This is a genomic window from Pseudomonas sp. zjy_15, from assembly GCF_043101865.1.
Lineage (GTDB): Bacteria > Pseudomonadota > Gammaproteobacteria > Pseudomonadales > Pseudomonadaceae > Aquipseudomonas > Aquipseudomonas putida_Y.
The window spans coordinates 26162-47869 of the sequence record NZ_JBICII010000024.1; the positions used below are offsets into that span (position 1 = coordinate 26162).

Below are 21708 nucleotides of genomic sequence, written 5' to 3' on the forward strand. Positions count from 1 at the left end.
CATGGCCAGACCTGGATTTCGCCTTGCTGTGTTCGCCACCCTGCTGGCACTGCTGGTCGTCCTGCTCGGTGCCTATACCCGCCTGACCCACGCCGGCCTCGGTTGCCCCGACTGGCCGGGGTGCTATGGGTTTATCAGCGTGCCCAAGAGTGAAGCGCAGTTGGCCCATGCCGAGCTGCACTTTCCTGAGCACCCGGTGGAAGCTGCCAAGGGCTGGGCCGAGATGGTCCACCGCTACTTTGCCGGTAGTCTGGCCGTGGTGATCGCCCTGCTCGCTTTCCAGGCAATGCGCCGGCATGCCCGTGATGGGCAGCCTTATCGCCTGCCGATGCTGCTACTGGGTGTGGTGCTGGCCCAGGCAGCCTTCGGTATGTGGACGGTCACCCTGAAGCTATGGCCGCAGGTGGTCACGGCGCACTTGCTGGGTGGCTTTACCACGTTGAGCTTGCTGTTCCTGTTGTCTCTGCGTCTGTCCCGGGCCTTTGCGCCCTTGCCGAAACTGCCGCTGAGCCTGCGCCGGATCGCTGCGCTGGCGCTGCTGGTGGTAATCGGCCAGATCGCCCTGGGCGGTTGGGTCAGCGCCAACTACGCCGCCGTGGCCTGCATCGACCTGCCGACTTGCCATGGCCAGTGGTGGCCGGCGGCGGACTTCAGCAACGGCTTCCACCTGACCCAGCACGTCGGCCCCAATTACCTGGGCGGACAGCTGGACAGTGATGCGCGCACGGCCATCCACATCAGCCACAGGCTGGGCGCGCTGCTGGTGACCTGCGTGCTGCTGATGCTCAGCTGGAAGCTGCACCGCTGTGGTCTCCCCGGCCTGGCGCGGCTGGTGCTGCTGGCGCTGGCCCTGCAAGTGGGCCTGGGCATCAGCAACGTGGTGTTCCACCTGCCGCTGGCGGTGGCTGTTGCGCACAATGCCGGCGGGGCGATGCTGCTGCTGAGCATGGTGCTGGTGAACTACCGCATTCGAGTGGTCGACAAGGTTCGAGTGGGTGTCGGCCATGGCTGGCGTCTGCGGCCCGTGGTCGGGGTGGGCATTTCCCATCATATGAGGAACGACTCGTGGCGACGCTTCTAAGCGTACGACGGGCTCGCTGGCGCGATTACCTTGAGCTGACCAAGCCCAAGGTGGTGGTGCTGATGCTGATCACCTCGCTGGCGGGCATGTTCCTGGCCACCCGGGCGGGCGTCAGCTGGAGCGTGCTGTTGTTTGGCAACCTGGGCATTGGCCTGTGCGCGGGTGGCGCGGCGGTGGTCAATCATGTGGTGGATCGGCGCATCGATGCGCTGATGGCGCGCACCCACAAACGGCCTTTGGCCCAAGGCCGAGTCGAGCCACTGCCGGCGCTGTTGTTCGCCTTGGCCCTGGCCCTGTTGGGCATGGTCCTGCTGCTGATGTTCACCAACGCCCTCACCGCCTGGCTGACCCTGGCCTCATTACTCGGTTATGCGGTGCTCTACACTGGCTTTCTCAAGCGCGCCACGCCCCAGAACATCGTCATCGGTGGCCTGGCCGGTGCCGCTCCGCCGTTGCTCGGCTGGGTGGCGGTAAGCGGCCATGTCAGTGCCGAACCCTTGCTGCTTGTGCTGATCATTTTCGCCTGGACCCCGCCGCATTTCTGGGCGCTGGCCATCCACCGCAAGGAAGAATACGCCAAGGCCGATATCCCGATGTTGCCGGTGACCCATGGCGAGTACTACACCAAGCTGCATATCCTGCTGTACACCCTGATCTTGCTGGCAGTGAGCCTGCTCCCGTATGCCATCCACATGAGTGGCCCGCTGTACCTGGCCTGTGCCCTGGCTTTGGGCCTGCGCTTCCTGCATTGGGCCTGGGTGTTGTACCGTAGCAGCCGGCCGCACGCGGCGATCGGCACCTTCAAGTACTCTATCGGCTACCTGTTCGCGCTGTTCATTGCGTTGCTTCTTGACCACTACCTGTTGCTGAACCTATGACCCGAACCCAGAAAACCGTCTTCATCCTCGTTGCCCTGGTCGCGTTGATCATGGGCCTTACCGTCAACAAGGTGCTTAATGGTCGTGACCAGCCTAACCCTGCCGAACTGATCGATGCGGGCATCATCCTGCTGCCGCAGAGCCGCGCCGTGGCCGATGTCACCATGACCAACCAGGACGGCCAGCCGGTGCAGATGGATGCCCTCAAGGGCAAATGGTCGCTGCTGTTCTTTGGCTACACCTACTGCCCGGATATCTGCCCGACCACTCTGGCCCAGCTGCGCCAGGTGAAGAGCGAGCTGCCCAAGGATGCCGTCGACCGGCTGCAGGTGGTGTTGGTGAGTGTGGACCCTAACCGCGACACGCCGAACCAGCTGAAGCAGTATCTGGGCTATTTCGACAAGGACTTTGTCGGGGTGGCGGGGTCGATCGAGGATACCCAGAAGCTGGCCAATGCCTTGAGCATTCCGTTCATTCCGGCGGATACCAGCAAGCCGGGGTATACCGTGGATCACAGCGGTAACCTGGCGATTGTCGGGCCGGATGGGCGACAGCGGGGGTTCATTCGGGCGCCGTTCAACAACCAGAAGCTGGGGGCGCAGTTGCCGGGGCTGGTCAAGCGGGATTGAGTCAGCCCCAAACGCTTCGCGGGTAAACCCGCTCCTACAACGATGTGTGTAGGGGCGGGTTTACCCGCGAAGAGTCCAGCGTGATAGTTCGGCTCAGAACGCCGGAACCACAGCGCCTTTGTACTTCTCGATGATGAACTGCTTCACCTCGGGCGAGTGCAGTGCAGCCGCCAGTTTCTTCATGTCGTCCGAGTCCTTGTTGTCCGGGCGGGCAACCAGGATGTTCACGTAAGGCGAGTCGCTGCCCTCGATGGCCAGCGCGTCTTTTTCCGGGTTCAGCTTGGCTTCCAGCGCGTAGTTGGTGTTGATCAGGGCTGCATCTACCTGGGTCAGCACACGCGGGATGGTGGCGGCTTCCAGCTCACGGAACTTCACGTTTTTCGGGTTTTCGGCAACATCCTTCACGGTCGACAGGATGTTCTTGTTGTCCTTGAGCTTGATCACACCAGCCTTGTCCAGCAGCAGCAAGGCGCGGCCGCCGTTGGTGGCGTCGTTGGGGATGACCACGGTGGCACCGGAGGACAGCTCGTCCAGCTTCTTGATCTTGGTCGAATACACGCCCAGTGGCTCGATGTGCACGCCGGCCACGCTCACCAGGCTGGTGCCCTTGGCCTTGTTGAACTCATCCAGGTAAGGCTGGTGCTGGAAGAAGTTGGCGTCCAGGCGCTTTTCGGCCACCTGCACGTTCGGCTGGATGTAGTCGGTGAATTCCTTGACCTTCAGCTCTACGCCTTCTTTCGCCAGTTGTGGTTTGACGAAGTTGAGGATCTCGGCGTGCGGCACCGGGGTGGCGGCGACGGTGAGGGTATCGGCCTGGGCCGAGAAGGCCGCGACAGCGGCAGCGACAGCAAGCAGCTTCTTCATTGATCACTCCTTGTGAGGGCCGCGACGGCCCCCGAACGGGTCGGCCAGGCCGACCCCATTGGGGTTACTTACGGGAAAAATGCACGACCAGTTTGTCGCCCACGCTCTGCAGGACTTGAACCAGTACCAGCAGCAGTACCACGGTCACTACCATCACATCGGTCTGGAAACGCTGGTAACCGAAGCGGATAGCCAGGTCGCCAAGGCCACCGGCACCCACCACACCAGCCATGGCGGTGTAAGAAACCAGGGTGATGGCGGTCACGGTAATGGCCGCGAAGATGCCCGGACGGGCCTCCGGCAGCAGCGCACTGGTGATGATCTGGCGGGTGGTGGCGCCCATCGACTGGGTGGCCTCGATGATGCCGCGGTCCACTTCACGCAGGGCGGTTTCAACCAGGCGTGCAAAGAACGGCGTGGCACCCACCACCAGCGGCGGGATGGCGCCTGCAACGCCCAGCGAGGTACCGGTGATCAGCACGGTGAACGGGATCATCACGATCAGCAAAATGATGAATGGCAGCGAGCGCAGGATGTTGACCACCAGCGACAGCAGGGCATAGACGCCTTTTTGTTCGAACATCTGCTTTGGCCCGCAGAGGAACAGCAGCACACCCAGTGGCAGGCCCAGCAGCACGGTGAAGAACAGCGAGCCGAACAGCATGATCATGGTATCGACGGTGGCCAGCCAGATTTCGGCCCAGTCGACGTTGGCGAAGAAACTCAGAGCGTCCATCAACGCAGTACCTCCATATGTACGTCAGCTGCCTTGAAGCGGGCGAACGCCGCTTCCATGTCTCCGCCGATCAGGGCGAGAGTGAGCTGGCCATAGGGGACATCCTTGATGCGGTCGATACGCCCGGCGAGGATGCTGTAGTCGACACCGGTTTCGCGGGCTACGGTGCCCAGCAGCGGCGCGTAGGTGGCGTCGCCCTGGAAGGTCAGGCGTACGATACGGCCTGGAACGTGGGCAAAGTCGTCGCGCTGCTCGCCTTCGTCGACCTGCTCGTCTTCCTGGACGAAGCGCTTGGTGGTGGGATGCTGCGGGTGCAGGAACACCTCGGCCACCGAGCCTTGCTCGACGATCTTACCGGCGTCCATCACTGCCACGCAGTCGCAGACACGGCGGATCACGTCCATCTCGTGGGTGATCAGCACGATGGTCAGCTTCAGTTCACGGTTGATCTCGGCCAGCAGTTGCAGAACTGAGGCCGTGGTTTGCGGGTCAAGGGCACTGGTGGCCTCGTCGCATAGCAGGATCTTCGGGTTGGTCGACAGGGCGCGGGCGATACCGACGCGCTGCTTCTGGCCACCGGACAGCTGTGCCGGGTACTTCTTGGCGTGGTCCGACAGGCCAACGCGAGCCAACAGCTCGGTGACTCGCTTGTCGATTTCGCTGCGCGACAGCTCCCCGGCCAGGGCCAGCGGCAGGGCGACGTTGTCGGCGACGGTCTTGGAGGCCAGCAGGTTGAAGTGCTGGAAAATCATCCCGACCTGCTGGCGGAAGCCGCGCAACTGGCTGGCGTTGAACGCGGTGACGTCTTCGCCGTCGACGATGATCTTGCCGCCGGAGGGTTCCTCCAGGCGGTTGATCAGGCGCAGCATGGTGCTTTTGCCGGCGCCGGAATGGCCGATCAGGCCGAACACCTGGCCATCTTCGATGGTCAGGCTGGTCGGATTCAGTGCGGGGATTTCCCTACCGGCAACGCGGTAGGTTTTATGTACCTGTTGGAACTCGATCACGTAGCGAACCTTGTGGGGCGCATTGAAATTTGGGTCAGCGGTTAGCTGGGGTCGCGCATTTTAGCCTTTTCCCATAGCTGTTCTTAGCATTTATTTCGTCATGCACCAATCCATCGGGCATATCGCGACAACCGGTAATCCTGATTGAACGCTCGGCAACGCCCTCCAGTCACTACTTGCACAAGCCCTGAACGGGCACGCCTTAAGACTGATGAGGAGAGCCGATCATGCCCAGCAAGAAAACGGATGCGCCCAAGCACAGCGAGGCCGCCGGCACCCAGACCCCCGACCGGGCCAATACCAATGCCAAGCTGCAGAGCCTGGAGGCCGACCGCAGCGATGCGACCGGGCATGCGCTGCGCACCAACCAAGGCGTGCGCATTGCTGACAACCAGAACTCCCTCAAGGCGGGTGATCGCGGGCCGTCGCTGCTTGAAGACTTCATCATGCGCGAGAAGATCACCCACTTCGACCATGAGCGTATCCCCGAGCGCATCGTGCACGCCCGCGGTACCGGGGCACACGGGTTCTTCCAGAGCTATGGCAATCACGCCGAGCTGACCAAGGCCGGCTTCCTGCAAGATCCGGAAAAGATCACCCCGGTTTTTGTCCGCTTCTCGACGGTTCAGGGCCCACGCGGTTCTGGCGATACGGTGCGAGATGTGCGTGGCTTTGCCGTCAAGTTCTATACAGATGAAGGCAATTTCGACTTGGTTGGCAACAACATGCCTGTGTTTTTCATCCAGGATGCCATCAAGTTCCCCGATTTTGTCCACGCGGTCAAGCCAGAGCCACACAACGAGATACCTACCGGTGGTTCAGCTCATGACACCTTCTGGGATTTCGTCTCGCTGGTGCCGGAGTCGGCTCATATGGTCATGTGGGCCATGTCTGACCGCGCGATCCCGCGCAGCCTTCGAATGATGGAAGGCTTTGGCGTGCATACTTTCCGCCTGATCAATGCCGAGGGCGTGGCCAGCTTCGTCAAGTTTCATTGGAAACCAAGTCAGGGCGTGCATTCCCTGCTGTGGGACGAAGCCCAGAAACTGGCGGGCAAGGACACCGACTTCCAGCGCCGTGACCTATGGGAAGCCATCGAAACCGGCGACTACCCGGAATGGGAGCTGGGCGTGCAGATTGTGCCTGAGGCTGACGAACACAAATTCGACTTCGACCTGTTGGACCCGACCAAGATCATCCCCGAGGAACTGGTACCCGTCACGCCGCTGGGCAAGATGGTGCTCAACCGTAACCCGGACAATTTCTTTGCCGAAGTCGAACAGGTTGCGTTCTGTCCCGGCCATATCGTACCGGGTATCGACTTTACCAACGACCCGCTGCTGCAGGGCCGACTGTTCTCGTACACCGATACCCAGATCAGCCGCCTGGGTGGGCCGAACTTCCACCAGATACCGATCAACCGGCCGGTATCGCCGAACCACAACAACCAGCGTGATGCGCTGCACCAGCACGTCGTGCACAAGGGCCGGGCTTCCTACGAGCCCAACTCGATTGACGGCGGCTGGCCGAAGGAAACCCCGCCTGCGGCGCAAGACGGCGGCTTCGAGAGCTATCAGGAGCGTATCGATGCGCACAAGATTCGCCAGCGCAGTGAGTCGTTCGGCGATCACTTCTCGCAGGCGCGGCTGTTCTTCCAGAGCATGAGCCCGACCGAGCAACAGCACATCATCAAGGCTTACAGCTTCGAGTTGGGCAAAGTGGAGCGTGAACATATCCGTGCCCGGGAAGTGAATGAAATTCTTGCCAACATCGACTTGAAGCTGGCGGCGGCAGTTGCGGCCAACCTGGGCCTCCCTGCGCCGAAAGCGGGTACGGTGCAGGTGAAGGGTAGCCAGCTGGCGCAATCGCCTGCGTTGAGCCAGATGAACCACCCAGGTTCAGTGGGTATCAAGGGGCGCAAGATTGCCGTGCTGGTGGCCGATGGCGTGGACGCTGTCAGCGTGGACAAACTGGTAAAGGCCCTGGAAGCGCACAGTGCCCGGCCGATGCTGCTGGGGCCGACCTCGGCGCCGGTGAAGGCGGCGGATGGCAAGCAACTGCCAGTAGCGGCGTCGATGGAGGGGATGCCTTCGATCATGTTCGACGGGATTGTCGTGCCTGCGGGCAAGGCTTCTACGGATGCGCTGGCGGCTAGCGGATTGGCCAAGCATTTCTTGCTGGAGGGTTACAAGCACCTGAAGGCGCTGGTGCTGACCAAGGAATTGGTGAAATCGTTGGGGCTCAAGGAGGACAAGGGGCTGTTGCTTGGGGATGAGCAGAAGGCAGTGGATGCCTTTGTCAAAGCGGTAGAAGGTCACCGGGTGTGGGAACGGGAGGCGGCTGCTGAAGCTGTTCCTGCCTGATAAGACCTTTTCGCGGGTAAACCCGCTCCTGCTGTAGGAGCGGATTTACCCGCGAAGCTTTTACTGCTGATGCGGGACCAGTACCACCTGTGCCGGCAACGAGCGCTGGATTTCATGCTTCTGCTTCAGCTCGAACCCATCGTCGATCTTGCGCACGCGTTTTTCCAGCAAGGTCTTCAGCCAAGGTGCATCCTCGGTGCGCGGCACCTGGAATACCACCTCACACTGGTAATTCACCACATCCGCGGCAATGTCGTCCAGTTGGCGGCGCAGCCCGCGGCTGTCGGTGGTCTTCAAGGCCACCACGGTGCTCGGCGCTGTCGGGTCGATGATGCGTGCCTTGGGCTTGGCTTCGGCGGCCTTCAGCGCAGCCTCGGCCTTTTCCAGCTCGGCCTTGCGGGCCTGGGTCACGGCGTCCCCGCCGGTCACTGCTGGCGCCTGCGGCATCAGTGCCCGGGCACGGGCCAGCGCAGTAGCTGCCGCGTTCACATCGCCCTTCTGCAGGACGATCTGGCTGCGTTGCAGGTAGGCTTCGGCCAATTGGCGCTGGTATTGCTCCAGGCGTGCATCATCCGGCGACTGGGCCTGCAGTGCTGCAAGCTGGTCTTCGGCGGTAGCCAGCTCGTTGCTGGCGATGTTCTGTTGCAACTGCTGCCAGGCATCTGCTTGGGCAGGTGCGGTGGCCTGGTCGACCGGCGCATTGGAGCAGGCAGCCAGGATCAGGGAAAACGCGGCAACAAGCAGATAACGGGAGGCGAACGGCTTCATTCCTGCGACTCTCTATTTGCGCAAAAAGCGAGCAAGTCTACACCCAGGTGCGCACGCTCGAAAATAGGCCTTACAGACCCTTTACCGGCCAAAGGTTGCAAGGCGTGCCTGCACACGCCCTGCTTTTCAGCGTTTTGGCAGGGCCAGGCTCAGCAAGAATAGCACCGCGGCGCAGACCACGATCGACGGCCCGGCGGGGGTGTCCTTGAACCAGGACATGGCCAGGCCGCCGCAGACCGCAGAGACGCCCAGCAGGCTGGCACCCAAGGCCATCTGCTCTGGTGAGCGGGCGTGCCGCTGTGCCGCAGCCGCAGGGATGATCAGCAGCGAGGTGATCAGCAGCACGCCAACGATTTTCATGGCAACTGCAATCACCACTGCAATCAGCAGCATCAGCGCCATGCGTAGGCTGGCCACGGGCAGGCCTTCGACCATGGCCAGCTCTTCGTGCACGGTAACTGCCAGTAGCGGCCGCCACAGCACAGCGAGCAGCAGCAGGACCAGTGCACTGCCGCCGAGGATCCAGGCCAGGTCGGTTGGGCTGATGGCCAGCAGATCGCCGAACAGGTAAGCCATCAGGTCGATGCGCACATCGTGCATGAAGCTCAGCACCACCAGGCCCAGCGACAAGGTGCTGGGGGCCAGGATGCCCAGGAGGGTGTCGGAGGCCAACGGCTGGCGTTGCTGCAATGTCACCAGCAGAATTGCCAGCAACAGGCAGCCCACGGTTACCGCCAGTGCCGGGCTGACATCCAAGGCGAAACCCAGGGCTACACCGAGCAGGGCGGCGTGAGACAGGGTGTCGCCAAAGTAGGCCATGCGCCGCCATACCACGAAAGAGCCCAGTGGGCCTGCAACCAGTGCCAGGGACAAGCCGGCAAGCAAGGCGTAGAGAAGAAAGTCAGCCATGCTTGCAGTGCTCTCCGTGAACATGGGTGCCAGGGGCGACCACCGAGCCATGCAGGTCGTGGCTGTGGTCGTGATGGTGGTGGTAGATGGCCAGGCTCGGTGCGGTTTTGCCGAACAGTTCGACGAACGCAGGGTCACCGCTGACTTGCTCGGGGTGGCCCGAGCAGCATACGTGGCGGTTCAGGCACACCACCTGGTCGGTGGCGCTCATGACCAGGTGCAGGTCGTGGGACACCATCAGCACGCCGCAGCCGTGGCGGTCGCGCAGGCGGGTGATGAGGTTGTAAAGCTCGGTCTGGCCGACTACGTCTACTCCTTGTACCGGTTCGTCGAGCACCAGCAACTGGGGTTCGCGCAGCAAGGCGCGGGCCAGCAGCACGCGTTGCATTTCGCCGCCGGAAATAGTCTGGATCGGGCTGTCGATGACTTGCTCGGCACCCACTTCCTGCAGCGCCGACAAGGCTGCCGCGCGGTCTACGCCGGGCACCAGGCGCAGGAAGCGCAGCACCGACAGCGGCAGCGTGGCATCAACCTGAATCTTCTGCGGCATGTAGCCAATGCGCAGCTTGGGCTTGCGCCATACCTTGCCACGATGTGGCTTGAGCAGGCCAAGTACGGCGCGCACCAGGGTTGTCTTGCCCGCCCCGTTAGGGCCAATCAGGGTGACGATCTGGCCTGGGGCGACCGACAGGTCGATGCTGTCGAGCACCGCCTCGCCGCCAAAGGTGACGCCGACCTGCTCCAGGCGAATCAGGGCGTCGCTCATGCCGTGCTCCGGCAGCTACCGCACAGGCCGACCACTTCCACGGTCTGGGTCTCGACCGTGAAACCCACACCTTTGGCGCTGTTGATGATCGCCTCGCTGATGCTGCTCTGCTCAAGCTCGATGGCCACATGGCAGGCCCGACAGATCAGAAACTGGCCTTGGTGCACGTGCTCGGGGTGGCTGCAGCCGATGAAGGCGTTGAGCGACGCGATGCGATGCACCAGGCCGTTTTCCAGAAGGAAGTCCAGCGCGCGGTACACCGTGGGCGGCGCGGCGCGGCGGCCGTCCTGCTCACTGAGCACCGCGAGGATGTCGTAGGCGCCCAGCGGCTTGTGGCTTTGCCACACCAGCTCCAGCACACGGCGGCGCAGGGCGGTCAGGCGCAGGCCCTGGCGGGTGCACAAGGCGTCGGCTTCAGCCAGTGCGCTGTGTACGCAATGGGAGTGGTCGTGAGGACGGTTGGCCAGCGGTGTGATGGACATGGGCAGCGACGGTTCTGGACAGAGACGTTATTATGTTACCTGTTTCTGACGACTCGAGTATTCACCGTGTCCCGATTCCTGGTTCTGTTTGTCGCTTTCATCGCATTCTCCGCGCAGGCCGACGTGCGTGTGCTCACCAGTATCAAGCCCCTGCAGCAGATTGCCGCTGCCGTGCAGGATGGTCTTGGCAGCCCTGACGTGCTGCTGCCGCCCGGAGCTTCACCCCACCATTATGCGCTGCGCCCCTCTGACGTGCGGCGGGTTGGCGATGCCGACCTGCTGTACTGGATCGGCCCGGACATGGAGAACTTCCTTCCGCGTGTGCTGGGAAGCCGCAGCAAGGCCACAGTGGCTGTTCAGGCGCTGCCGGGCATGAAGTTGCGCCACTTTGGCGAGGACAGCCATTCCCATGAGGAAGAAGACCACAGCGACCACGACCATGACCACCGCCCGGGCAGTCTTGATGCACACTTGTGGCTATCGTCGGTCAATGCGCGAGTAATCGCAGCAAAAATGGCGGCTGACCTGGCCAAGGTCGATCCGGCCAATGCGGCTCGCTATCAGAGCAACCTGAAGGCCTTCGATGAACGCCTGGATGCGTTGGATGAGCGTATCAAGGCTCGGGTGGCCGGTATTGCCGGCAAGCCGTACTTCGTCTTCCACGAAGCCTTCGATTATTTTGAGGCTGAGTATGGCTTGAAGCACGCGGGCGTGTTCAGCGTGGCATCCGAGGTGCAGCCTGGGGCGCAACATGTGGCGGCCATGCGCCAGCGTCTTCAGGAAGTGGGCAAGACCTGTGTGTTCAGCGAGCCGCCACTGCGGCCGCGCCTGGCCGAGACCCTGACTGCCGGTTTGCCTGTGCGCCTGGCCGAGCTGGATGCCTTGGGTGGCACCGATCCGGTAGATGGCAAAGGGTATGAGCGCTTGCTCGAGAAGCTGGGCGGTGACCTGGCAGGCTGCCTGGAACAGTTGTAAGCCTGTACCGGCTCCTTCGCGGGTGAACCCGCTTCCACAGGTACTGCACAGCCCTCAAGGCTGTCGCTATCCCTGTAGGAGCGGGTTCAAGCGCGAAGAAGCAGACGCGGTCTACAGCGCAAACGGCAGGTGCAAAGCCACCTGCTGGCGTTGCGCCAGACGTACTTCGAACTCGCTCGGATCGTGGATCATCACATCCATTCCGGCAAACGACTCGGCCGCAATCAGGCGCGACAGCCAGAAACGCACGCAGCCTACCCGCAACATTTCCGGCCACAGCTCGGCTTCGGCTGCAGTGAACGGCCGCAGCGCCGCATAGGCTGCCAGCAGCGCCTGGGCGCGTGGTGCATCTACTGCCCCCTGCTCATCCAGGCACCAGTCGTTCACGGTGATGGCGATGTCATACAGCATCGGCCCGGAGCAGGCATTGTAGAAGTCGATCACACCGGTCAGGTGGGTGCCTTCGAACATCACATTGTCGCGGAACAGGTCGGCATGCAGGTTGGCCCGCGGCAAGGCCAGAATCTGCGCCTTGTGTGCGCTGATTTCGTCCAGCGCCGGCTGCAGCAATGCGGCTTGCTCTGCAGTCAGGCGTGGCAGTAGCTCGGCACCCGAGGCCAGCATCCAGTCCAGACCGCGGTCGGTGCGGCGCTCGATGATGTGCTCGCGGGTGGCCAGGTGAATGTGTGCCAGTAGCTCGCCGACCTGGGCGCAGTGCTGGTTGTTGGGGGCCTTGATGTGCTTGCCCGACAGCCTGGGCTGCAGCAATGCCGGCTTGCCGCACAGCTCGCGCAGGCCGTTGCCGTCGCGGTCACGAATGGCATAGGGCACCGGCATGTCGGCGGCGTGCAGGGTGTCGAGCAGCTCGATGAAGAACGGCATGTCCTCGCTGGGCCCACGCTCGATCAGCGTCAGGACGAACTCCCCCTGTTCGAGGCTGACGAAGAAATTGCTGTTCTCGGTACCGGCGGCAATGCCCTGGAAGTCGAGCAGACGGCCCAGCTCGTACGGCGCCAGAAAGGTTTCCAGCTCAGGCCGGGTCACGGGGGTGAAGACTGACATGATGAAAAATTGCCCATACGGGCACTTCCGCCGGGAAGTGCCGGGTTGATGTGAACGGTGCGCGTCAGCTTACCACTCGAAGATCTTCCAGGACGGAATCAGCATGTCCGGCTGGTCGGATCGAATGAAATTGGCATCAGTGCCATCGGCGCGTACCAGAAAATAAGGCTTGCCGTTTTTCGGCGTGATCTTGATCGCATACAGGAAGCCGTTCTGCCGGTATTCCTGGATGGTTCTATCGCCTTCCGTGCGAATGGTCACCTCGGGATCGGCCGAGGGGGCGTCGTCCGCCGCCAGGGTGACGACAGGCGTGGTTGCCAACAGGCCGAGCAGTAACAGGCGATTGAGTGTGCGCATGATAACCTAGTCCCTTTGTCGTCAATGATTCTGGCTATTCTAGCGCCGGACCCGTCGAAAAGGTTGATTCTGCTCATGAGCCAAGCGCCCCTCGTCCTGGTGGACGGTTCCTCCTACCTTTATCGCGCCTTCCACGCGCTGCCACCGCTGACCACGTCCAAGGGCATGCCGACCGGTGCGGTGAAGGGTGTGCTGAACATGCTCAAGAGCTTGCGCAAGCAATACCCCGACAGCCTGTTCGCCGTGGTGTTCGACGCCAAGGGCGGCACCTTCCGCGATGCCATGTTCGCCGAGTACAAGGCCAACCGCCCCAGCATGCCGGACGACCTGCGGGTACAGATCGAGCCGCTGCACGCCAGCGTCAAGGCACTGGGCTACCCGCTGCTGTGCGTGGAGGGTGTCGAGGCTGACGACGTGATCGGCACCCTGGCGCGCAGCAGCGCCGCCCTGGGTCGCCCGGTGATCATCTCGACCGGCGACAAGGACATGGCGCAATTGGTGGACGGGCACATTACCTTGGTCAACACCATGACCGGAAGCGTGCTGGACGTGGCTGGCGTGCACGAGAAATTCGGCGTCGGCCCGGAACACATTATCGACTTCCTGGCCCTGATGGGTGACAAGGTCGACAACATCCCCGGCGTGCCGGGCGTGGGCGAAAAAACGGCGGTGGGGCTGTTGACCGGCATCGGCGGCGGTCTCAGCGACCTTTACGCCAACCTGGACAAAGTGCCAGCGCTGGCCATTCGCGGCGCCAAGACCTTGCCGGCCAAGCTGGAGGAGCACCGCGACGCGGCATTCCTGTCCTACGAACTGGCCACCATCAAGGTTGACGTGCCGCTGGATGTGGAGGTCGAGGCGCTGGTGTGCGGTGAACCTGACCGCGAGGCGCTGCTGGCGTTGTACACCGAGATGGAGTTCAAGAGCTGGGTCGCCGAAGTGCAGCGCGATGCGGCCAAGGCCGGTGACGATGTTGCCCCGGCCGTGGAGCCTGCGGCCAAGGTCGAGCCCAAATACGAAACCATTCTCGACCAGGCCCGTTTCGATGCCTGGCTGGAGAAGCTGCGCCAGGCACCGCTGTTTGCCTTCGACACCGAGACCACCGGCCTGGACGCCCAGCAGGCGCAGTTGGTCGGCCTGTCCTTCGCAGTCGAGCCGCATGAAGCGGCCTATGTGCCGCTGGCCCACGATTACGAAGGCGCGCCGGTCCAGCTGGACCGCGAGGCCGTGCTGCTGGCGCTGAAACCACTGCTGGAGGACCCGGCCAAGGCCAAGGTCGGGCAGAACGCCAAGTACGACATCAACATCCTCGCCAATGGCTCCCCCGCCATCGAGATGCGCGGTGTGGCCTACGACACCATGCTCGAGTCGTACGTGCTGAACTCCACCGCCACCCGTCATGACATGGACAGCCTGGCGCAGAAGTACCTCGACCACACCACGATTGCCTTCGAGGACATCGCCGGTAAGGGTGCCAAGCAGCTTACCTTCAACCAGATCAACCTGGACAAGGCCGGCCCCTACGCCGCCGAAGACGCCGATATCACCCTGCGCCTGCACCACGCATTGCAGGCCCGCCTGGCACAAACGCCGAGCGTGCAACCGGTGCTGATGGATATCGAGATGCCGCTGGTGCCGGTGCTGGCCAGGATCGAGCGCCAGGGTGCACTGGTCGATGCCGAGCTGTTGAAGGTACAGAGCGGTGAGCTGGGCGTTAAGATGGCTGAGCTTGAGCTGCGTGCCTACGAGCTCGCCGGTGAGGCGTTCAACCTCGGCTCGCCCAAGCAGCTGGGCGCGATCCTTTACGACAAGCTGGGCATGCCGGTGCTGAGCAAGACTGCCAAGGGCCAGCCATCCACCGCCGAAGCAGTGCTCGACGAACTGGCCGAGCAAGGTTATCCGCTGCCAGAGGTGCTGATGCAGTACCGCAGCCTGAGCAAGCTCAAGAGCACCTATACCGACAAGTTACCGGGGCAGATCAACCCGCGCACCGGGCGTATCCATACCTCCTACCAGCAGGCCGTGGCGGCCACCGGCCGGTTGTCGTCGAGCGACCCGAACCTGCAGAACATCCCGATCCGCACCGCTGAAGGCCGGCGTATCCGCCAGGCCTTCGTCGCCAGCCCGGGTTACAAGCTGCTGGCGGCAGACTATTCACAGATCGAGCTGCGCATCATGGCCCATCTGGCCAAGGACGAAGGCTTGCTGCATGCCTTCCGCAACGACTTGGACGTGCACCGCGCCACGGCAGCCGAAGTGTTCGGTGTGGCCCTGGAAGACGTCACTACCGACCAGCGCCGCAGTGCAAAGGCTATCAACTTCGGCTTGATCTACGGCATGAGTGCCTTTGGCCTGGCCAAGCAGATCGGCGTCGACCGCAAGCAGTCGCAGGACTACATCGACCGCTATTTTGCCCGTTACCCCGGCGTGCTGGCCTATATGGAGCGCACTCGTGCCCAGGCGGCCGAACAAGGCTTTGTCGAAACCCTGTTTGGCCGCCGGCTGTACCTGCCTGACATCAATGCCAAGAACCCTGCCCTGCGCAAGGGCGCCGAGCGCACGGCGATCAACGCGCCGATGCAGGGTACTGCTGCCGACATCATCAAGCGGGCCATGGTCAAAGTGGATAACTGGTTGAGCGAGAGCGGGCTGGATGCCCGGGTGATCCTGCAGGTGCACGACGAACTGGTGCTTGAGGTACGCGAGGACCTGGTGCAGCAGGTGAGAGATGAAATTCGCCAGCACATGAGTCAGGCCGCCCAGCTGGATGTGCCGCTGCTTGTCGAAGCAGGCGTTGGTGCGAATTGGGACGAAGCTCACTGATTGAGCAGGTAAAACTGTGTAGGATCTGCGACGTAGTGACGCGGATCCGTGCACCGCTCAGTGCCGGGGGTGCTTAAGTTTCATGAAACTATCGCAAATAGTTTTATGGGTTTCGGAACTAAACCGGTGAAGCGGAACTCAGAGTAACTGAATGGCTGGTGAAGCCCTTCGATGCTCCTATGTTGTGTTAAGTGTTGGCAGATATCTGGACCCCGCCCTAGCGGTCCGGACTTGGACCCCGAACTTCCCCCTCCCCATACGAAGTCCGGGGTTTTTTTTGCCCGGAATTTGCCGGATGGCTTGTACTGAGCCCCCGTAGGAGCGGGTTTACCCGCGAATGCGATGTCGAATTCACCGCTGCATTCGCGGGTAAACCCGCTCCTACAAGGGCCTGCGCCCAATCACCAAAGCGTGTCCAACCCCGATCAGGTGTAGGAGCGGGTTTACCCGCGAATACGGTAGTGGCGGCAACGATGAACGGCGGGTGGAGAGCAGGCCCGGCCCTTTCGCGGGTAAACCCGCTCCTACGGTTCAGGCGCAAAGCATCAAATGACCGGCTTGTCTTCCAGTTCCATCCAGTCCGCCAGCACTCGGTAGGCGTCTTCCACGCCCAGGCGCTTGGGTGCCGAGAACAGCTGGATAGTAACGCCATCCCCCCAGCCCTTGCGGATTTCCGACTGCACTTTCAGCAGTGTGTTCTTGCCCGCGCCGTGGGTCAGCTTGTCGGCCTTGGTCAGCAGGATGTGCATCGGCATGCTGCTGGCCTTGGCCCAGTCGAGCATCATCTTGTCGAAGTCGGTCATCGGGTGACGCACGTCCATCATCAGGATCACGCCACGCAGGCACTCACGGCTGCCCAGGTAGGCTTCCAGGTGTTTCTGCCAGTGCTGCTTGAGCGGAATCGGGACTTTTGCATAACCATAGCCCGGCAGGTCGACCAAACGCCGTTCATCGTCCAGACTGAAGAAATTCAACAGCTGGGTGCGCCCGGGAGTTTTCGAGGTACGCGCCAGGCTGGCATGAGTCAGGGTATTGAGGGCGCTGGATTTGCCGGCGTTGGAACGGCCGGCAAAAGCCACCTCGTAACCCTGGTCGTCCGGGCATTGTTCGACCTTGGCTGCGCTGAGGGCGAATTTGGCTTTCTGGCAGAGGCCGAGGATGGGGTTCTTGACTTGCATGGGATATCCGATGTGGGTGTTGCCTGACTTTGTAGAGCCAAGCCTGGCAAGCGGTGTCGTTTCCGTTTGGATGGCGGAAGTATATAATGCCCCAGTTTTTGTGTGCTCATTCTCCCAGCGAAGGAGAACGGGCATGGGGTGTCGAACAATAGCTCGCGCAACAGAACGCAGCGCGGCCCCCAACCCTGAAGGTCGTTCCGCATGGCGAAATGGCTGCTTGCTGTCGGTATGTTCCTGCCGTTTTTCAGCGCACAGGCTACACAGGATCCCGAGGTGTTGTACAACCGCACGTGTGCGGCCTGTCACACCGGGCAGTTGCCACAGGCACCCAGACGGGGTGACCGGGCAGCTTGGGAGCCAAGGCTGGCGCAAGGCATGGATGTACTGGTGAAGCACGTGACCCAGGGTTTCAAGGCTATGCCGCCGCGTGGATTGTGCATGGACTGCAGTGCCGAGGACTACCGTTTGGTCATCCTTTGGATGAGCGGCAGTCCCGATACATAACATTTCACCCTTAGCCGTGTTGGATTAGCTGATGAACAAACTAGTCGTGAGTCTGCTGTTGACCTTGGGTGTCGCTGGTGCGGCCACTGCTGCGCAACCTATCAAAGGCGATGCCGCCGCTGGCCAGGCCAAGACCGCCGTCTGTGGCGCCTGCCACAATCCCGACGGCAACAGCCTGGCACCGAACTTCCCGAAACTGGCTGGCCAAGGCCAGCGCTATCTCGAAAAACAACTGCACGATATCAAGTCGGGCAAGCGTACCGTGCTGGAAATGACCGGCATGCTGACCGCATTCAGCGACCAGGACCTGGCCGATATCGCCGCCTACTTCTCCAGCCAGAAAGGCAGCGTGGGTGCCGCCGATCCCAAGCTGGTCGAGCGCGGCCGTGCGCTGTTCAACGGCGGCGACCTGGAGAAGGGCATGCCGGCCTGCACTGGCTGTCACTCGCCTAACGGCGCGGGCATCGCCCTGGCCGGCTTCCCGCACCTGAGCGGGCAGCACTCGCAGTACGTGGCCAAGCAGCTCACTGACTTCCGCGAAGGCAACCGCACCAACGATGGCGATGCCATGACCATGCGCACCATCGCTGGCAAGCTGAGCAACCACGACATCGAAGCGTTGGCCAGCTACATTCAGGGCCTGCATTAACCTTCGGTTAATGTTGTAGGCCAATGATGAAAGGGCGGCCGGGCTGCCCTTTTTTCCGTCCGCAGCCGTTACACTACAGAACTCGAGCCCTTCCCGACCTGTCTCAGTACAGGTCGCGTCGTGGCGACCCATGACTGCTCAGGAGTAAAGCATGCGTAAACTGATTCTCAGCGCTGCGCTGGTCGCCGCCAGCGTATTCGGTATGACTGCCGTTCAGGCCGCCGAGCCTGTTGCTGGCAAGGAATACATCGAGCTGAGCAACCCTGTTCCGGTTTCCGTGCCCGGCAAGATCGAAGTCGTCGAGCTGTTCTGGTACGGCTGCCCGCACTGCTACCACTTCGAGCCGACCATCAATCCTTGGGCTGAAAAGCTGCCCAAGGACGTCAACTTCAAGCGCGTACCGGCCATGTTCGGTGGCCCGTGGGATGCACACGGCCAGATGTTCCTGACCCTAGAAGCCATGGGCGTCGAGCACAAGGTGCATGCTGCGGTGTTCGATGCCATTCAGAACCAGCACAAACGCCTGACCGACAAGAACGACATGGCCGACTTCCTCGCCACTCAAGGCGTGGACAAGGACAAGTTCCTCGCCACCTTCGACTCGTTCGCCATCAAGGGCCAGGTCAAACAGGCCAAGGAACTGGCGAAGAAGTATGAAATCACTGGCGTACCGAGCCTGGTCGTCAACGGTAAGTACCGCTTCGACCTGGGTACTGCCGGCGGACCGGAAGGCGTGCTGAATGTCGCCGACCAGCTGATCGACAAGGAGCGCGCCGCCAAGTAGGCGGCATAACCCATGCCCCGCTTCAGAGCTACGCGTGGCATTGGCCTGCACGAGCCGCAGGTCAACGAACATCACCTGCAGGCCCCGGGCCTGCCTGAGGATGGCCGCCTGCGGCTGCTCAGTTTCAACATCCAGGTGGGCATAAGCACCGAGCGCTACCGCCATTACCTGACGCGTAGCTGGCAGCACCTGCTGCCGCATAACGGGCGTGCCGGCAACCTGCAGAAAATCGGCAGGCTGTTGGGCGACTTCGACCTGGTTGCCCTGCAGGAAGCCGATGGTGGCAGCCTGCGCTCGGGCTACGTCAACCAGGTCGAACACTTGGCCCACTTGGGGGCTTTCCCCTATTGGTATCAGCAGCTCAACCGCAATCTTGGGCGTTTTGCCCAGCACAGCAACGGCGTGCTCAGCCGCCTGAAACCGCAACTGCTCGAAGACCATCCGTTGCCTGGCCCGGCCGGGCGTGGAGCGATCCTGGTGCGGTTTGGCGAAGGCGACGATGCGCTGATAGTGGTGATGATGCACCTGGCATTGGGGGCCAAGACCCGCGCCCTGCAGCTGGGTTATATCCGCGAGCTGATTGGCGGTTATCGTCACCAGGTGCTGATGGGGGATATGAACACCCACGCTACCGACCTGCTGGAGCACTCGCCGCTGCGCGACCTGGGGCTGGTCGCCCCACAAGTCGAGGCCACCTTCCCCAGTTGGCGACCGCAGCGTTGTCTTGATCATATTCTGCTCAGTTCAAGCCTCACGCTGGAGCGTGTCGAGGTGCTGGCGCAGCCAATTTCGGACCACCTTCCCGTTGCAGTCGAGATTCGATTGCCTGATGCATTGACTGTGGATACGCTGCCGGTTTTGAGCTAATTGCCATCACCGTTTGCGGACCCGGGCATGACTGAAGACGCTGAGCGCTGGAAAGAAAAATACCTTAAAAGCATCGAGCAGCAAGAAAAGCTCGAACGCCGTTGGGATGCCCGTCTTGACCTGCTGCGTCGGGGCCTGGTGCGCAGCACCCTGGCTGCTGAAGGCAGCGACAAGGTGGTAGACGAGTGCATGAAAGAAATGCGCGACGTCATTCGCAGCCGCAACATGGACGCCGGCCTCGCCGGCTTGATTCCGCGCCTTGAGAAAGCGGTACTGGACTCCGAACAGCGTCGCGAGACCCGCATGAATCAGGTCAGCGATGCGCTGACCGCACTGGTTGGCCAACTGCAAGGCCTCCCGCTACCCAGCGATATCTCGCGGTCATTGAAAAAGCTGGCGAAGAAGCTTGACGGTGGGGTTGCCCAGTCACGCGAGCTACCGCCGCTGTTGAGCGAGTTGAGCGGCCTGCAGGGGCGCGCGCTGTCGGCCCTTGGCAAGCCGGGTGAAGAAGCCCGACCAGGTTTTCTGCAGCGGTTGTTCGGAAGCCGCGAGGAAGATGCACAGGCAGGAGCAGCGCTTGCGCCGGTAGCGTTGCCTGCTGCCGAGATTGTGCCCCATACAGCCGGCAGTACCGAGCCCTTGCGGCCCGATGACGTCGATGCGCTACAACCGCTGCCGGCCCCTGCTGCTCTGGCTGCCGAGGTAGCCGAAGCGCCCGAGCTTGAGCTGGAGGCATTTGGCCCGGCGCTGATCGAAACGGCCGAAATACCGCCAGCCCCTTTGCCACAGGATAAGGCCCCAGTGGCGGATGCTGCAGTTGCCGCCAGCGAGCCGTTGGCTGAGGCAGAACCCTTACAAACTCTTGAAGAAACCTTTGGTGAAGACGGCCCCTATGCACTGCCCTACGCAGTGGAGCCGCCTTACAGCCAGGTTGCCGCGCACATCGAGCAGACCCTGATCGGTCTGCTCGATGACCTCAGCCTACCCGAGCGACACAAGGCTCAGGCGCTGGAAATGCGCGAGCGGGTTGCCCGCGGCTTGAACTGGTATGAGCTGATCCCGGTGCTGGATGACTTGGCAGTACTCATGCTGGCGATCACCGACAGCGGCCAGCACGAATTCGAAACCTACCTGCAGCAGCTCAATGAACGCCTGGAAGGTTTCCAGAGCCATCTGCACGAAGCCAGCGCCGGCCACGCGGACAACAGTACCGCTGCCCGCGAGCTGGATAGCCAACTGCGTGAGCACGTCGACGGCCTGCAGAGCAGTGTGCAAGGTGCCGCCGATGTAGAAAGCCTCAAGCACATTCTGGAAAACCGTCTGGAAGGTTTGCTGGTGACCATGGACGAGCACAAGCACGAGCGTGACCGCCGCGAGCAGGAACTGGCCGGTCGCCTGCAAGGCTTGTCGGAGCGGGTGGCGAGTATGGAGCATGAGGCGCTTGGCTATCGCGAGCACCTGGAAGAGCAGCGCCAGAAAGCCCTGCTGGACCCGCTCACCGGCCTGCCCAACCGTGCGGCCTGGAGCGAGCGAGTGGAACGCGAAATGCTCGACTGGAAGGAAAACGGCGGCCACCTGGCGATGGCGATTCTTGACCTGGACCATTTCAAGCGCATCAACGACAACTATGGGCATCTGGCTGGGGACAAGGTCCTCAAGATCGTTGCCGACCAGTTGCGCAAGCGTCTACGGGGCCGTGATTTCATTGCCCGTTTTGGCGGCGAGGAATTCGTCCTGCTGCTGCCGCAGACCACGCCGGCAGTCGCCGCGCAAATGGCCGAGGGGTTGCGCGCCACAGTCGAAGCCTGCCCATTCCACTTCAAGGGTGAGCGGGTGGTGATCACCACCTCCATTGGCCTGGGCGCGTTCCGTTCTGGCGATCGCAGCGACCAGGTGCTCAAACGAGCCGATGCAGCGCTGTACCGGGCAAAGGAGCAAGGGCGTAATCGCGTCGAGCAGGGCTAGCCAGCCGCCGTCTCCTCGGCAGGCGCAGCGCAGTTGAGCACGTTATACTGTAGCGCTCATA

General features: G+C 62.1%; 21 protein-coding genes. 11 read left to right on the forward strand and 10 right to left on the reverse strand.

The window, feature by feature from the left end:
* The first annotated feature begins 1 nt into the window (after position 1).
* From ACF8EF_RS03530 to ACF8EF_RS03540, 3 genes are read left to right on the forward strand one after another with little or no spacing between them, the layout of a single operon-like run.
* Complete coding sequence (locus tag ACF8EF_RS03530; protein WP_020191166.1) at positions 2–1081, forward strand: heme A synthase; 1080 nt, start codon at positions 2–4, stop codon at positions 1079–1081.
* On the forward strand, positions 1066–1959 hold the full coding sequence (cyoE, locus tag ACF8EF_RS03535; protein WP_392460495.1) for a heme o synthase: 894 nt from the start codon (positions 1066–1068) through the stop codon (positions 1957–1959). Before ACF8EF_RS03530 ends, cyoE begins: the two co-directional genes overlap by 16 nt.
* Positions 1956–2588: an SCO family protein gene (locus ACF8EF_RS03540; protein WP_021784590.1), complete on the forward strand. Its 633-nt coding sequence runs from the start codon at positions 1956–1958 to the stop codon at positions 2586–2588. The genes cyoE and ACF8EF_RS03540 overlap by 4 nt, the downstream gene beginning before the upstream one ends.
* A gap of 93 nt (positions 2589–2681) precedes the next feature.
* Here ACF8EF_RS03540 and ACF8EF_RS03545 read toward each other — a convergent pair whose 3' ends face one another.
* The 3 genes from ACF8EF_RS03545 to ACF8EF_RS03555 form a co-directional block, all read right to left on the reverse strand.
* A complete protein-coding gene (locus tag ACF8EF_RS03545; protein WP_010951512.1) occupies positions 2682–3452 on the reverse strand; it encodes a MetQ/NlpA family ABC transporter substrate-binding protein in 771 nt (256 codons plus the stop codon).
* Between the two features lie 64 nt (positions 3453–3516).
* Positions 3517–4188 (reverse strand): methionine ABC transporter permease, encoded by a 672-nt coding sequence (locus ACF8EF_RS03550; RefSeq protein ID WP_021784592.1) that lies wholly within the window; start codon positions 4186–4188, stop codon positions 3517–3519.
* Positions 4188–5195 (reverse strand): methionine ABC transporter ATP-binding protein, encoded by a 1008-nt coding sequence (locus tag ACF8EF_RS03555; protein WP_392460496.1) that lies wholly within the window; start codon positions 5193–5195, stop codon positions 4188–4190. Before ACF8EF_RS03555 ends, ACF8EF_RS03550 begins: the two co-directional genes overlap by 1 nt.
* A gap of 227 nt (positions 5196–5422) precedes the next feature.
* Between ACF8EF_RS03555 and katE the strand changes: the two genes are divergently transcribed.
* On the forward strand, positions 5423–7558 hold the full coding sequence (katE, locus tag ACF8EF_RS03560) for a catalase HPII (RefSeq protein WP_392460497.1): 2136 nt from the start codon (positions 5423–5425) through the stop codon (positions 7556–7558).
* A gap of 60 nt (positions 7559–7618) precedes the next feature.
* On the opposite strand, the gene ACF8EF_RS03565 is transcribed toward katE, so the two are convergent.
* The 4 genes from ACF8EF_RS03565 to zur form a co-directional block, all read right to left on the reverse strand.
* The gene (locus tag ACF8EF_RS03565; RefSeq protein WP_392460498.1) at positions 7619–8326 is read right to left on the reverse strand and encodes a PA5502 family lipoprotein; all 708 of its coding nucleotides are present in this window, start codon (positions 8324–8326) and stop codon (positions 7619–7621) included.
* A gap of 126 nt (positions 8327–8452) precedes the next feature.
* The gene (gene znuB / locus ACF8EF_RS03570; RefSeq protein WP_392460500.1) at positions 8453–9235 is read right to left on the reverse strand and encodes a zinc ABC transporter permease subunit ZnuB; all 783 of its coding nucleotides are present in this window, start codon (positions 9233–9235) and stop codon (positions 8453–8455) included.
* Positions 9228–10001 carry a zinc ABC transporter ATP-binding protein ZnuC gene (gene znuC / locus ACF8EF_RS03575; RefSeq protein WP_003253004.1) on the reverse strand — a complete coding sequence of 258 codons (774 nt, stop codon included), beginning with the start codon at positions 9999–10001 and terminating at the stop codon, positions 9228–9230. Before znuC ends, znuB begins: the two co-directional genes overlap by 8 nt.
* On the reverse strand, positions 9998–10483 hold the full coding sequence (zur, locus tag ACF8EF_RS03580) for a zinc uptake transcriptional repressor Zur (protein WP_176683011.1): 486 nt from the start codon (positions 10481–10483) through the stop codon (positions 9998–10000). Before zur ends, znuC begins: the two co-directional genes overlap by 4 nt.
* Before the next feature lie 66 nt (positions 10484–10549).
* Between zur and ACF8EF_RS03585 the strand changes: the two genes are divergently transcribed.
* Positions 10550–11458 carry a metal ABC transporter solute-binding protein, Zn/Mn family gene (locus tag ACF8EF_RS03585; protein WP_209968923.1) on the forward strand — a complete coding sequence of 303 codons (909 nt, stop codon included), beginning with the start codon at positions 10550–10552 and terminating at the stop codon, positions 11456–11458.
* A gap of 111 nt (positions 11459–11569) precedes the next feature.
* Here ACF8EF_RS03585 and ACF8EF_RS03590 read toward each other — a convergent pair whose 3' ends face one another.
* Complete coding sequence (locus ACF8EF_RS03590) at positions 11570–12520, reverse strand: homoserine kinase (RefSeq protein WP_176683013.1); 951 nt, start codon at positions 12518–12520, stop codon at positions 11570–11572.
* A gap of 69 nt (positions 12521–12589) precedes the next feature.
* On the reverse strand, positions 12590–12877 hold the full coding sequence (locus ACF8EF_RS03595) for a DUF2782 domain-containing protein (RefSeq protein ID WP_176683014.1): 288 nt from the start codon (positions 12875–12877) through the stop codon (positions 12590–12592).
* A 75-nt stretch (positions 12878–12952) separates the two neighbouring features.
* Between ACF8EF_RS03595 and polA the strand changes: the two genes are divergently transcribed.
* The gene (gene polA, locus ACF8EF_RS03600; RefSeq protein WP_176683015.1) at positions 12953–15700 is read left to right on the forward strand and encodes a DNA polymerase I; all 2748 of its coding nucleotides are present in this window, start codon (positions 12953–12955) and stop codon (positions 15698–15700) included.
* Positions 15701–16245: 545 nt separating this feature from the next.
* Here polA and yihA read toward each other — a convergent pair.
* Positions 16246–16878, reverse strand: coding sequence for a ribosome biogenesis GTP-binding protein YihA/YsxC (yihA, locus tag ACF8EF_RS03605; RefSeq protein WP_003252993.1), 633 nt, complete (start codon positions 16876–16878; stop codon positions 16246–16248).
* 201 nt (positions 16879–17079) lie between these two features.
* Between yihA and ACF8EF_RS03610 the strand changes: the two genes are divergently transcribed.
* From ACF8EF_RS03610 to ACF8EF_RS03630, 5 genes are all read left to right on the forward strand, one after another.
* Complete coding sequence (locus tag ACF8EF_RS03610) at positions 17080–17382, forward strand: cytochrome c5 family protein (RefSeq protein WP_003252992.1); 303 nt, start codon at positions 17080–17082, stop codon at positions 17380–17382.
* 31 nt (positions 17383–17413) lie between these two features.
* Positions 17414–18031, forward strand: a complete 618-nt coding sequence (locus ACF8EF_RS03615) for a cytochrome c (protein ID WP_176683016.1) — start codon at positions 17414–17416, stop codon at positions 18029–18031.
* Positions 18032–18182: 151 nt separating this feature from the next.
* Positions 18183–18815 carry a thiol:disulfide interchange protein DsbA gene (gene dsbA, locus ACF8EF_RS03620; protein WP_020191156.1) on the forward strand — a complete coding sequence of 211 codons (633 nt, stop codon included), beginning with the start codon at positions 18183–18185 and terminating at the stop codon, positions 18813–18815.
* Positions 18816–18827: 12 nt separating this feature from the next.
* Positions 18828–19682, forward strand: coding sequence for an endonuclease/exonuclease/phosphatase family protein (locus tag ACF8EF_RS03625; RefSeq protein ID WP_103443600.1), 855 nt, complete (start codon positions 18828–18830; stop codon positions 19680–19682).
* 27 nt (positions 19683–19709) lie between these two features.
* Entirely contained in the window at positions 19710–21647 is a 1938-nt protein-coding gene (locus ACF8EF_RS03630) for a GGDEF domain-containing protein (RefSeq protein ID WP_176683017.1), read from the forward strand.
* Positions 21648–21708: the final 61 nt, after the last annotated feature.

Coding starts and splice junctions, on each gene's coding strand:
- ACF8EF_RS03530 (WP_020191166.1), top strand. CDS start 2: ATGGCCAGACCTGGATTTCGCCTTGCTGTGTTCGCCACCCTGCTGGCA.
- ACF8EF_RS03540 (WP_021784590.1), top strand. CDS start 1,956: ATGACCCGAACCCAGAAAACCGTCTTCATCCTCGTTGCCCTGGTCGCG.
- ACF8EF_RS03545 (WP_010951512.1), bottom strand. CDS start 3,452: ATGAAGAAGCTGCTTGCTGTCGCTGCCGCTGTCGCGGCCTTCTCGGCC.
- ACF8EF_RS03550 (WP_021784592.1), bottom strand. CDS start 4,188: ATGGACGCTCTGAGTTTCTTCGCCAACGTCGACTGGGCCGAAATCTGG.
- katE (WP_392460497.1), top strand. CDS start 5,423: ATGCCCAGCAAGAAAACGGATGCGCCCAAGCACAGCGAGGCCGCCGGC.
- ACF8EF_RS03565 (WP_392460498.1), bottom strand. CDS start 8,326: ATGAAGCCGTTCGCCTCCCGTTATCTGCTTGTTGCCGCGTTTTCCCTG.
- znuB (WP_392460500.1), bottom strand. CDS start 9,235: ATGGCTGACTTTCTTCTCTACGCCTTGCTTGCCGGCTTGTCCCTGGCA.
- znuC (WP_003253004.1), bottom strand. CDS start 10,001: ATGAGCGACGCCCTGATTCGCCTGGAGCAGGTCGGCGTCACCTTTGGC.
- zur (WP_176683011.1), bottom strand. CDS start 10,483: ATGTCCATCACACCGCTGGCCAACCGTCCTCACGACCACTCCCATTGC.
- ACF8EF_RS03590 (WP_176683013.1), bottom strand. CDS start 12,520: ATGTCAGTCTTCACCCCCGTGACCCGGCCTGAGCTGGAAACCTTTCTG.
- ACF8EF_RS03595 (WP_176683014.1), bottom strand. CDS start 12,877: ATGCGCACACTCAATCGCCTGTTACTGCTCGGCCTGTTGGCAACCACG.
- polA (WP_176683015.1), top strand. CDS start 12,953: ATGAGCCAAGCGCCCCTCGTCCTGGTGGACGGTTCCTCCTACCTTTAT.
- yihA (WP_003252993.1), bottom strand. CDS start 16,878: ATGCAAGTCAAGAACCCCATCCTCGGCCTCTGCCAGAAAGCCAAATTC.
- ACF8EF_RS03610 (WP_003252992.1), top strand. CDS start 17,080: ATGGCGAAATGGCTGCTTGCTGTCGGTATGTTCCTGCCGTTTTTCAGC.
- ACF8EF_RS03615 (WP_176683016.1), top strand. CDS start 17,414: ATGAACAAACTAGTCGTGAGTCTGCTGTTGACCTTGGGTGTCGCTGGT.
- dsbA (WP_020191156.1), top strand. CDS start 18,183: ATGCGTAAACTGATTCTCAGCGCTGCGCTGGTCGCCGCCAGCGTATTC.
- ACF8EF_RS03625 (WP_103443600.1), top strand. CDS start 18,828: ATGCCCCGCTTCAGAGCTACGCGTGGCATTGGCCTGCACGAGCCGCAG.
- ACF8EF_RS03630 (WP_176683017.1), top strand. CDS start 19,710: ATGACTGAAGACGCTGAGCGCTGGAAAGAAAAATACCTTAAAAGCATC.